The organism is Tenacibaculum jejuense (assembly GCF_900198195.1).
In the GTDB taxonomy this organism is placed as follows: Bacteria; Bacteroidota; Bacteroidia; order Flavobacteriales; family Flavobacteriaceae; genus Polaribacter; species Polaribacter jejuensis.
On sequence record NZ_LT899436.1, the window covers coordinates 3,847,991 to 3,860,025 of the forward strand.

The window sequence follows — 12,035 nt, forward strand, 5'->3', positions numbered from 1 at the left end:
ATTAATCTTATTTTGTCCAAAATTCAGCATAAACCATGTTTCTGGACTATAGAAACATTTCCAAAAATAGTTTTGTCGAAGCTTTCTAATTTTAAAAAAAACTATAATGAAACGTATTACAATTCTCTTTAAAACCTATGTTATTTTAGTGATGATATGCTTCACTTTCACTAGTTATTCTCAATCTCAAATTGAAGATACTTCTTCTTTAGTAAATGCTACTTTTACGCAAAGATCTAAGAATAAATTACAATTTTTAGGTGTCGATTATAAAAGTATTGACTTCGAAAGTCAAGAAGATCTTTTAAAATTAAATTTAATTCTACAGTATGATAAGAGACAGCGTTCTAATGAAATTTTTGCCTATATTTTTTCTGGGTTTTCATTAGTTTCATTAATAGGCGGTCTCACTTCAAAAGATGATAATTCTATTTTTTCTGATCTAGGTAAAGGAGTTTATTTTACATCCGCCATTGTTTACGGAGGTATATCAATTCCCTTTTGGATAGGAAGACGTAAATACCGACGACAAAGAGATCAATTGGTAAAACTCTTTTGATATATCCTTTTATATTTCAACCATAAGAAACAGCTTTTAATACAAATTAGAAGCTGTTTTTATTTGTCCTGAAACTAGCAAATCTTTCCTGTTTTAAGGATAACATAGAATTTTGGACATCATTACTTCTGCTTGAAAATACTTTTGAAGAAACTTTTTAATCTTTTAAAATCATGAAAAAAAAATCAAAATTTTTCATTCATAGTTTACCAATTGTAATTCTATTACATGTTTTGTTATTCTTAAAATCAAACGCACAAGTAACAGATAACACTTATTTCATAGGTCTTACTCCATCATCTAGCTACGAAACTATTAATGGCTTAGGAATTAGCTACTCTTTTTTAGCTTTTGAAAAACAACATACTAATGTAAATGGTATTCGATTAAGTGTAGAGCCATTTTCTATGTTCATGCCATTTTTAACCATTATTCATGCTCCTTTCATGGAAGCTACAGGAGATGATTTGACTTATGATTTTAAATACGATAATATTATTAATGGTATTAATCTCACGCTGTTTGATCCCAACATTAGTAAAATTAATGGTTTAGAAATTAATGTCTCTGGAAGTAGAGGAACGGTGACCAACGGTATGTCTGTTGGATTAGTAAACATGCATTACAAAATAAGTGGTATAAGCTTAGGAATTCTTAGAAATAGAAGTAAAAAGTGTCGTGGAATACAAATAGGACTCGTGAATGAATGTGAGAATCTTAAAGGATTACAAATCGGTCTTTGGAATAAGAACTCAAAGAGAAACATGCCTTTTATTAACTGGAATTTTTAATTAAAAATCATGAAAAATCTTATACCTATTTCTTTAATTATATTTCGATTAGGATTAGCTCCCTTAATCGTAGGCTTGGCTTATTGTTTTGGAATTAATGCAAAACTTTACATTATACTCTTCATGTACCTTGGACTACTTTCTGATATTTTAGATGGTATTGTTGCTAGAAAACTAGGTGTCTCATCAGAGAAATTAAGACGATTTGATAGTCAAACAGATTTGGTTTTTTGGCTTTCCATTGGTTTAGCAACTTGGTTACTTTATCCTAATATAATTTCAGAAAATATTTATGCCGTATGGATAATACTTGGTATGGAAGTATCCTGCTATGTAATAAGTATTTTAAAATTTGGAAAAGAAACTTGCACACACGCCTTCTTATCAAAACTCTGGGGAATTACATTATTAATTGCATTTACTAGCTTAATTGGATTTAATCATGCTGGATTTCCATTTAAACTAGCTATTGTTATGGGATTAATTTCACACATAGATGTTATTTTAATCATTCTCATACTTCCTAAATGGCATCATGATATTCCTAGTTCATATCATGCATATTTGATTCGAAAAGGAATAACATTTAAACGTAATACACTTCTTAATGATGAAGTTTCTTAAGACTCAGTAGTTATTCATAACAGTAAAAATTCAAATAATAAATCTTAATTGAAAAAATGAAACTTAAATTATTAATCATATTTACTTCCATTTTAACGTATTCTTTTGCTCAAAAGAAAATTGTTTTTGATCGTCTTCAAGCAATTGAAAATAATGATCTTACTTTTTATGATATTGAAGGGATTAGAATTACCAAGCAAAACTTTAATTATAGTTTTGATAAAAGAGGATTAAGAAAAGCGTACAGAAAATATCGTATCAAAAGAAAAGAAGTTAAAACAAAAGACAGCTTATTACCATACAAACATGTATTAGTAACAACTAAAACAAAAATAAATGAAGAATATAATCAATATAGTGCAATTTACTTCATAGAGAATCCTAAAAAAGGAATTTCGGTTATTTACTTTAATAGCTATAAAAAAGATCGAATACTTGAAAGAGAATTTATTAATCTGGCACTACATAATAAAATTCCTAAACGCTGTTTTGCTGAACCGAAAATAACTATGATTGATTTTGTTGGTCGATTTATTAAACTCGGAAGTTCTTGCAACTGGATGGATATTAATAATGTTCAATGTCCTGGTTATGGACAAATGAATTGGTCGGTTCACGAAAACTTAAAAAGTGCACAACAAGCCTTACATTACCAACTTACTATAACAAAACTTAAAAGTGACATCCGTTTGAAATCTGAAGAACAAGTTTCTATAGAATTTGAAGGTGTAACTACAAAGGCTACTAAAATTGAATATGTTACCAAAGGAGGAACTTCATTTCTCATTAGCTTGTCTGGAGCTAAGACCTTAAATGTGTATTATGTCGCTTGTAAAGTAAGAAACCACTATGTAAGCTGTGTATTGAGTTTTTGGAACAATGATGCTATTCGAAAAAGTGGCTTACCTCCTCTTTTAGAAGAAGTCATGAAAATTAAAACCAGTACAAATAAATAAGGGAAAATTGCTTAAAAGAATTGCTAAATGGAAATTCTAAACAATAAAATATATTCTTATTTCATTTTCTTGTGGAATAATTGTAACACATATTTTTCCAAGTTTTACCCAAGAATCGAAATTTCAATAGGAAAACGATTTTAGTTTACGGAAAAAGTATATTATTAAATAACCACAATATTTCTGATAAATATTGTGGTTATTATATTTAATTATTGTTCTTGCTTACTCTTGCTTGCACCCGAAAGGATTGGAGCGCTAGCCGGGGGATTCGTGTGGGAGCGGGGCTTTTAATATTACCATTACGCTAAAGCTAAATATTAATCTGCGAGGGGTGTTCCACACCATTCTATAATATATTTATTTAATTTACAATCAAAAATCATACAATATATTGCATTCATATTATGAAGAGATACTAAGTCTAATTCATTATCGGGCTTTTTAGAAGCGATCAAATAGTCAAAAAAAACTTTAATTTTCCCCTCTTTTATATATGGTTCAGACATTGAAAATACATATAACTTTTTCTTGTTTTTAATTAATTCATTAAGTTTTTCAGAATCCAAAAAAATCACTTTAAAACTCTCATATTCAAAATTTTGATCATACCCCATAAAAAACAACTCTTCACTATTAAAATAAAGTTTATCATTTTTATTAGTCTCTATAAATTTTTTAATAAATCTTATTTTTAAATTTTCTTGTTCTTGTGAAGAACACTTTTGAGATGTAAATGAAAAGAATATGACTAACAATACTATTAATGATTTCATATCAATTATTTTTTGGTAGTTTAACAAAACTCTTTTGCTAGCGCTCGATTCCTATCGAGTGAGATAACAACATAGATTAAAACATTAAGATATAAAATCTGAAATAACAAAAAACCACAACACTTATAAAAATGCTGTAGTTAGTATATTTAATTATTGTTATTGCATACTCTTTTTTGGCACCCGAAATGATTCTGGCGCCAGATGGGGGCTAGCGGGGGGGGGGGGACACTGCCATCTGAGCTATCTAGTTAATATTTTAAACAAAAGAAATCTAAATTAGATTCTAAGTTTTTATTCAGAATATTAATTATTCCCTCTAAATCACTATCTATCTTATGTACATCTTTTTTTAAAGAATCATTAATTTGTAATTTACCTTGCTAGCGCTCGATTCCTATCGAGTGATATAATCACATAAATTAAAACATAAAGATATAAAACCTGAAATAATAATAAACCACAACACTTGTAAAAATGCTATAGTTAGTATATTTAATTATTGTTATTACATACTCATGATTAGCACCCGAAAGAATTCGGGCGCTAGCGGGGTGCGTATCTACTTATTGTACTGCTCCTATAGTTACTATTGAAATTTGATGGTAAAAACATCAACTTCTTCTTATATCTAGTTGTTCTATGCAATTAAAAGTTACCCGTATCTAAAAACAAAAACCACAACACTTTTAAAAATATTGTGGCTGTTATATTTAATTATTGTTCTTGCTTACTATTCCTTGGCACTCGAAAGGATTCGAGCACTAGCGGGGATCTTACTCTTACTTAACCATATGATACAATCATTCAGGAACCGAGAAATCATTACTAGAACTCGTTATACATAAAAATCATCTATTACTCAACAACAGTTTATTCTTACCTTGTATATCAATTGTATATAATAATGTATCATTTTTCAATCCAAAGTTAAACATATAGTTATGCTTATAATTTTTATTTCCTTTATAATGAGTAAAGGATAAAACCAAACTATCCCTTAAATAAACATCCCAATAATTTTTCATATATCCTTCAGGTACCTCTTTAATACCTTCTTCATCATAAACAATAAAACTTTTATATCCTTTTCCTTCTACATCTATCTTTAACTCAATTCTGAAATCATTTACATCAATCCCGCTTTCTGAGATAACTCTAACTTCATTTTTCTTACATGAAGAAAATACTACAAAAATTAGGTATAGTACTAAAGCTTTATATCTTACTTTCATTTTTATATCAATTATTGATTTGGTGAATAACTTGTTGTTATTAATTTACTATTCTTATATGTATTAAATGGTTTTGCTTTTGGAAAACTTGATAATGATACTCCTAGAGCTCTACTCCCTTGTCCTTCAGATCCACCTACCATATATGTTCTGCCAATTGAAAATGAAAAATTTCTGACTGATTCAGAACCACTACCTCTTCCCAAATTAGTGCTTCTTATATAAGGCTTAAATGAAGGATAAGAGGTCGAAGATTGACCACTAACTTGAACATCTTTAAAATTACCTAGTCCTGACAAATTTTCAGCAAATGAATTTTCCTCATAACTCTTCCTACCTGTATTACAACCATAAAGATTACAGCTTGCTCCGTCATTTTTCCAGTTAAAATCAATATCTCCCCATCCTTCCATAGTCATTTGATATTTATCTGCTCTATTTTTTGAGGTTTTTTCCGTTCCCATAGGTCCTTCTAAAGGACCAGAATGTGACCAAATACCTACTTCAGATGTTTTTCCATATTTGTTACTATATTCAGAAACAATACTTCCAACTACTTTTTTAATATCGCTAATATCTTTAATTTCTCTTATTAAAACTATATCTTTTTCTTTATTAAAACTCTTTTTATTTTCTATATCATTTTTTCTAGTTTCCGCAGCTGCTTTAAAAGATTGATCTCCTCCTCCAAAAACCTTATTATTTCCTTTAGTATAAAAAAGAATAATTATATCCTCTGGTTTCATACCATCTGGATCTATAAATCTTAATGGATTATTAAAAGAAACATTATAAGGAGACCATCTTCTCATTTCTTCTGCCTTTGGATCTAAATTCATCCATCTACCTAAGGCAGCATCATAATTTCTAGCACCAAAGTCGTGCCAATCGGTACCAAACTGTTGCTCTTTTCCGTTATATCCAAATCTCTGAGCAATAGAACTTCCAAGAGAAGATACAACATTATTATACCCTTTATGTTTCAAACCAAATGGATAATAATTAGATTCTTCTATAATTTCATTTTGGGTAATGTTACCATCTTTGTTATTGTCGGTATATGATAAGCGAACATTCCCTAAATGATCTTTGTATTGGTATACGTAATCCATCTCGACTCCGCTTGATGTGACATCTGCTTTTACATAACCTTCAGGGTGGTTAAAGAATTGTAATACCCCATTTTCATAAATATAGTTACCAGCGTAATCTGTAGTATTATTTTCTACGATTTTTTTTAACTTCATACCAGCCGCATCATAAATATAATCGATATTCTTACCTCCAATAGTAACTTTAGTTGGTAGATTTAAATGGTTATATTTAATACTAGTAATTCCTTTGTTTTTATCAGAAATCATGTTTCCGTTATCGTCATAAGTATAGTCGTTACCTGTAAGATTTCCATCTTTGAAACCAAAATGGTTTTCACTTACATCAGTTACACTTTTCAATTTATTACCAACATCGTAAGTATACATTAATTCATCCAGTGTATCAAAAGATGTAGCCTCAATATTACTATGACCATTTCTTGATAAAAATATAATATTTCCGTTTTTATCATACCCTACTTCATCTAAATTATAATTAGAAGTTGTAGGCATTGTAGCTGAAATGATTCTGTTTAGAGCATCATAAGAATAATTATAGATCTTTTTACTATTATCTATATTTTTAGTTTGCCAGCTGGTTTGCGCTATGTTTCCATTAAATAATGCTGTTCCACTAGTTGGATTGTTATATCGTATCTCAAAGTTAAATAAATCGTTGTCATTATCTGTATCTTCATTAATCTTAGTTAACCATCCGCGTACATTATAATCGTAATCTACTTTTTGTAGACCTCCCCCTATTTCTTTAGATACTAATTGTCCTAAATCATCGTAATTGTTTGTTACAATGGTTTCTGTTGCTTGATTGTTTATTTTTTGTTCTTGACTTAATAATCTGGCTGCATGATCGTAACTAAAGGTGTCTACCGTTACAATAGGTGATTTTCCGGCTTTGGTATGTGTCGTTTTGGTCTCTTCTACTTTACCTACAAAATCTAATTTACTTTCTACAATATCTGTAGTTTTTAAGTAATCGTTTTGAGAATATACATACACTGGTCGTGCTTTATCATCGTATAACGTAACTGTTGTAATCCAACTACTAGTACTTAACACTTTTACTTTGGTTCCTGTAGCTAAACCTTTGGTTTGAGCTGTTGTAGTTCCTGTTCCTTTGTATAAACTTTTACTCGTTGAAGCACCTGCTACATCGAAAGTATAATTGTCGTAATAGTTTACAGTTAGTACTTCTATGTTTGATAATGGAAAGTTTCTATTCGAATAATAAATACTTTTTGATCCTGCTGTATCTAGTTTATCTTCATATTGTTCTGAAGCTAGATTATTATCTTCTTTAAATTTAAGCTGCATAGCAGCTTGATCTAATTCTGTATTGTGAGTGTATATACCTGTATATACAACTCTTCCTAAATGATCGTATTTGGTAAATAACCATTTATTTTGTGAACGCAAGTTTGCGTCTTGAGTTAGTACTGGACGATCTAAAATATCATAAACGATATATTCCCAATCTTTACCTGGTATTTTCTTCTCTACCAAACGATTTCTGTAATCGTATTTGTATTGATAGCTTAGCTCTGATAATTCTACTAAAGAAACTCCATCATTAACATTTACTTTTGGTGGAAACACATAAGTTAAATTTCCAAAATCATCGTAAACATAATACGTATCATGAGCTTCTTCTGTTGAGCTAACCAAAGCATAAGTACGTTTTAAAATAACTTGTCCTTCTTTGTTTTTAAATTCTTCTGTGGTATGTAATTTACTTGCTGTACCGTCGTGGTTTTCATCTTTAGTAATTGTTTTATACAATTCTCCTACTCCATAAACAGCACTTCCATTTCCAATTATACTAGGCTCATAAACTTTTTCATTTGCGCCAATATTTAAAGCTACTCGAAATAATTTTACTTCTCCTGTTGTATTAGTATCATAAGTAAAATCTATTTCATGACCAGCACCTTTTTTCCATGCACTTCCTGGGGCTGCTTGACTTAAAACTCGATTTAAAGGTGAAGCTTCTAAACTCTTTTGGGAAAAAGCATTAATACTTTCTACATCAGTAATACCAGGAAAGTCGTCTGCATAGTTTGATTGGTAATATTGCTGTGTTGCTGTTTTTGCTCCTGAATGAAAACTACCATTACTCGTATTGGCAGTATAAGGAAGATATTCGTGAGTTTGTCTGCCTAGATCATCGTATCCTATAAACGTTACAATATCTTTTTTACCTGGAGATTGCTTTATACCAACACTTTGTTTAGCTCGACCCAGTCCGTCAAAATAAGTAACCGATTCTATTACATCGTTATTACTAGAAACAACACCTGTTTGTGTTGGTGTTTGAAATGCTCTGGTGAGTATGTAATTCTCGTTACTTAATGATAATGGCAAATAGGCATCTGCTACAATACGCATTGTAAAATTAGAACCTGGCTTAATCCATGTTGTAGGACGTAAAACAATGCTATTGGTCGCTGTTAAAACTGTAGGACCATTAGCACTACTTATCTCTAAATCTCGTTCTACTCTGTTGTCTGGAACTTGTGTCTGAGCTTTTACCAATAATGGTAAAAACAATAAAAACATATATATTATCTTTCTCATAGCAATATTAGTTTTTGTAGTTGTATTTTGTTTCTTGTATCAAATTTCCTGAGGCATCTTTTATTAATTTTAATCGATTAAAATTATCGTATTCATAATACATAACATAGCCTCTAGGATCTGTAATACTTGTGATTCCTATTAATGGATCGTAAGTGTATGTGGTAATTTGAGCTTTTGATAATTCTGGTAAACTACGTAAAGCATCTAAAGCTTCTCGTAAATCTCCTTCTTTTCCTTGGTAACCTAAAGTTCGATCATCATCTGAATCTGACAAGTCTTGAAGATTTGCCATTGTTGTTTCTGAAAGAGCAGATAGATCTACTCCTTCTATTTTAGCAATCGGCTGTGTTTGACGATAACCCCAAATATAAACAATATGAGTACCGTCTTTTTTACTTACTTCTGTTGGGTTTCCTTTCGTGTCATAACTGTGATATACAACTCGGTCCTCTAAAGCTTGAGTTCCTTTACTTGCTCTTATATTTTTAGGAAGATATATCCCTGAAATATTATGATCATCATCATAAATTGTTTTTTGCTTACTTAAAACAACAGTAGTACCACCTATCACTTTTTTAGTTTCTACCTCTAAGGGCTCTGCAACACGGTTTTCAGTAATTAAGCGACTGTCATTAACATCGTGAGCATACTTTGTTGTAGAGATTATCGTTTCTCCTTTACTATTAGTTACTAACTGTCTAGTTAATTGTTTATGAGATGGATTATCATAAGCCAACTGTGTTACTGTGGTTGTTGCTCCGTTAGTATCATATCTAGTTTCAGTAGTTTTAGTATCTACAAACCAGCGTGAAATAGTTGGATATTCTTGTTTGACACAATGTGTATCGGTATTTAGACTATATTTAACACACTGAATAACTTGAGTATCTATACCATCAGAATTTTTAAATGCTTTTTCATAAACAGTTTTAGAAACCACTTTTCCTTTCGTATCTAATGTTTCTACAATTTGAAGTACACCATTAGCATAACCTTCAAAAGTGGAAGGTGTTTGTAATGGAATACTATACCCAAAACCTTCAAGTGTAATTAAGCTACTTTTAAAGTTTACGCCATAATTTTTATAAGTCCTTTTGATATGATAAGAATTATTAGCGTTTTCAAAAGTTTCCTTGACATTTCTATAATACACAGGAGTGTTATTTACATAATCTACTTGAACAGGATTTACAGAAGTAATTTCATCAAAATGATTATAACGAGCAACAAAAGAGACTCCTATAGAATTAACCTCTATAACTGGTTCCTTAACAAGGTTATAATATGATGAAAGTGATGCAGAACTATCTCCACTAGATACATTCGGCTTATTAAATTCACTATAATCATATATTTTTTTTCTGGCTTTAACTCCATTACTATCGTAATTTGTAACTGACTTTATACGCAAGCCTCCAAAATAAATATTTTGTTCTTGGGGTCCAGGTCTATAGTGACCTTTAACAAAAACACCTAAAGAAACTGTTGGTGTATTATATATCCTTAACTTTACCCGAAATTCCTTATTAGGTAAATTATTAATCTGAATAGGACTTGAAACATTTTCTCCAAGTTTAAAATTACTCTTAGTATAATGTACTTGACCATCACTACTAATTAATTGTAGGATTGGTTTTGTCCAATTTGCATATGTAGACAGATTATCGAAGTTACTAATGTTAATACTTGAAAAAGTAAAAGTTTTAGTCGTAGGAAGTGTAAAATAATCACTATAATAATCCTTCCAGCCAGTTATATCACTTGGTATTGAGTTTATTTTCACTTCCCTACTAGCAGGTGAAACAGATCTATAAACTTCATTAGGTTCATATTCAAAAACAGTATAACCTTTAGTTGGATAAATTTGTTTTACTAGACTTCCATAAGTAATTCTAGATGCATTTAACTTTCTGTTTACACCATAGGTCCCCATGCCTCCACTAAAATAAAAATCGTCGTCTGGTGCTAACCTTTGAGAACTATATGCTCCTGCAGAAGTACTTCCATTGTAATATCCAAAATGATCAATAGCAACACTATTTCTATGTGGAAAATACTCTTTTTGATGATATTCAAAACTACTAATTAACAACTCTTCATTTGTTTTAGAGACTTCTTTCACATGTTCTAAAAACATACGCTCTTGGGCGTTAATATAATATGATAACCTAACTTTTTTAACGTGCTGACCATTATATGTAATATATATTTGATCTAATTTGGAACCATCTGAGGGTTTGCTGGAATTCTTAAGAGAATAACTATAATCAATTCTGGTTTTCTTGTATGTAACACGAGTTAATCTTTTTCTTGCATAATGAGTACTTGTTCCACAAATAGTATTTATAGCATTATTCCAAGTAGCAGGATTGTTAATTCCACCTAGTAGACTTTGATTTTTTCTTAATTTAAAGTTGCTCCATGATTTTTCTATATAATTTTCATTAGCATAAGTATATGTTACTTCATTCCCATTAGGAAAAATCACTTTATCTAACATCCAAGATGTAGGAAAATTATAGCCTACTGGATTACAAATAGGTTGCCACGCGGAGCAAGAAGAACTAGATTTTGTGGTCTCTGGTGTAGCGAAATAATACCTCGTTCCTTGATTATCTGTAACTGTCCAGGAAGCTAAATTAGCAGTATACTCAACTTTAATATCCTTAGATAAAGGTATCATTAAAATCTCTCCAGTCTTTTTGAACATAAACTCTAAAGATCTTCCATTTGGAAGCATAATATTAAATATATCTGGTTGTAAATCCCAACATCCATCTTTAATCTGAGTTTTCTCATCTAAAGAAAGTTGAGTAATATCAAGATTATCAACATTTACTCCTGACTTTAACCAACCTGAATTATTATAAAGATTATCTTCATCTGGTCTTCCTCTTACACTTCTACTGATTCTTCCCCCTCCATTAGTAAGCGTCCATTTTAACCCTAACATTCCATCGACATCTCCAACACGAACAGCTCCTCCATGATAAGATAAAGCTATTGGAAAACTACTCCCTTCAACAGCTAGAGAATGAATAGGAACTTCTACACTAGGAATACCCGTATTATAATTAACAGGAATATTTCCATATTCTATCATTTTTCTAGCCTCTGGACTAGGTTGTATTATTGTTGGTAACTCAGGAGCTGATCCTTGACCATAGCAAAACACGAAAGATAACAGCATAAAAATACTGAATGATAATTTTCTCATAAATAGATGGCTTTTAGCAATTAGTTATTCAATACAATTTTTTCTTTTGCACAAAATTAATGTATTTATTTGAATTTGAGAAAAATGTCTGAGTGCTAATTAAATAACTTAGATAAAAGCAGCTTATTTAGTCTTATACTAAAGTTGATACTGTATTAAAAACTAAAAAACGAAACTTTATATCAAAG

Annotated in this window: 8 protein-coding genes; 4 read left to right on the forward strand and 4 right to left on the reverse strand. The window is 30.4% G+C overall.

The window, feature by feature from the left end; all coding sequences use genetic code 11:
- Positions 1-106: 106 nt before the first annotated feature.
- The 4 genes from AQ1685_RS16890 (at position 107) to AQ1685_RS16905 (ending at position 2,930) form a co-directional block, all read left to right on the forward strand.
- Positions 107-559: a hypothetical protein gene (locus AQ1685_RS16890; protein ID WP_095074069.1), complete on the forward strand. Its 453-nt coding sequence runs from the start codon at positions 107-109 to the stop codon at positions 557-559.
- Between the two features lie 173 nt (positions 560-732).
- The gene (locus AQ1685_RS16895) at positions 733-1,350 is read left to right on the forward strand and encodes an LA_2272 family surface repeat-containing protein (RefSeq protein WP_095074071.1); all 618 of its coding nucleotides are present in this window, start codon (positions 733-735) and stop codon (positions 1,348-1,350) included.
- 9 nt (positions 1,351-1,359) lie between these two features.
- Positions 1,360-1,974, forward strand: a complete 615-nt coding sequence (locus AQ1685_RS16900) for a CDP-alcohol phosphatidyltransferase family protein (RefSeq protein ID WP_095074073.1) — start codon at positions 1,360-1,362, stop codon at positions 1,972-1,974.
- A 56-nt stretch (positions 1,975-2,030) separates the two neighbouring features.
- Positions 2,031-2,930 carry a hypothetical protein gene (locus AQ1685_RS16905; protein WP_095074075.1) on the forward strand — a complete coding sequence of 300 codons (900 nt, stop codon included), beginning with the start codon at positions 2,031-2,033 and terminating at the stop codon, positions 2,928-2,930.
- A gap of 320 nt (positions 2,931-3,250) precedes the next feature.
- Here AQ1685_RS16905 and AQ1685_RS16910 read toward each other — a convergent pair whose 3' ends face one another.
- The 4 genes from AQ1685_RS16910 to AQ1685_RS16925 form a co-directional block, all read right to left on the reverse strand.
- A complete protein-coding gene (locus AQ1685_RS16910; RefSeq protein ID WP_095074077.1) occupies positions 3,251-3,706 on the reverse strand; it encodes a hypothetical protein in 456 nt (151 codons plus the stop codon).
- A gap of 851 nt (positions 3,707-4,557) precedes the next feature.
- Positions 4,558-4,941 carry a hypothetical protein gene (locus AQ1685_RS16915; protein WP_095074079.1) on the reverse strand — a complete coding sequence of 128 codons (384 nt, stop codon included), beginning with the start codon at positions 4,939-4,941 and terminating at the stop codon, positions 4,558-4,560.
- Between the two features lie 11 nt (positions 4,942-4,952).
- The gene (locus AQ1685_RS16920; RefSeq protein ID WP_095074081.1) at positions 4,953-8,627 is read right to left on the reverse strand and encodes a DUF6443 domain-containing protein; all 3,675 of its coding nucleotides are present in this window, start codon (positions 8,625-8,627) and stop codon (positions 4,953-4,955) included.
- Positions 8,628-8,634: 7 nt separating this feature from the next.
- Entirely contained in the window at positions 8,635-11,847 is a 3,213-nt protein-coding gene (locus AQ1685_RS16925; protein WP_157730266.1) for an RHS repeat domain-containing protein, read from the reverse strand.
- Positions 11,848-12,035: the final 188 nt, after the last annotated feature.

What these genes read in the sequence shown, in the direction of transcription:
- AQ1685_RS16915 (WP_095074079.1), bottom strand. Translation starts at nt 4,941, where the DNA reads ATGAAAGTAAGATATAAAGCTTTAGTACTATACCTAATTTTTGTAGTA.
- AQ1685_RS16920 (WP_095074081.1), bottom strand. Translation starts at nt 8,627, where the DNA reads ATGAGAAAGATAATATATATGTTTTTATTGTTTTTACCATTATTGGTA.
- AQ1685_RS16925 (WP_157730266.1), bottom strand. Translation starts at nt 11,847, where the DNA reads ATGAGAAAATTATCATTCAGTATTTTTATGCTGTTATCTTTCGTGTTT.
- AQ1685_RS16895 (WP_095074071.1), top strand. Translation starts at nt 733, where the DNA reads ATGAAAAAAAAATCAAAATTTTTCATTCATAGTTTACCAATTGTAATT.
- AQ1685_RS16910 (WP_095074077.1), bottom strand. Translation starts at nt 3,706, where the DNA reads ATGAAATCATTAATAGTATTGTTAGTCATATTCTTTTCATTTACATCT.
- AQ1685_RS16900 (WP_095074073.1), top strand. Translation starts at nt 1,360, where the DNA reads ATGAAAAATCTTATACCTATTTCTTTAATTATATTTCGATTAGGATTA.
- AQ1685_RS16890 (WP_095074069.1), top strand. Translation starts at nt 107, where the DNA reads ATGAAACGTATTACAATTCTCTTTAAAACCTATGTTATTTTAGTGATG.
- AQ1685_RS16905 (WP_095074075.1), top strand. Translation starts at nt 2,031, where the DNA reads ATGAAACTTAAATTATTAATCATATTTACTTCCATTTTAACGTATTCT.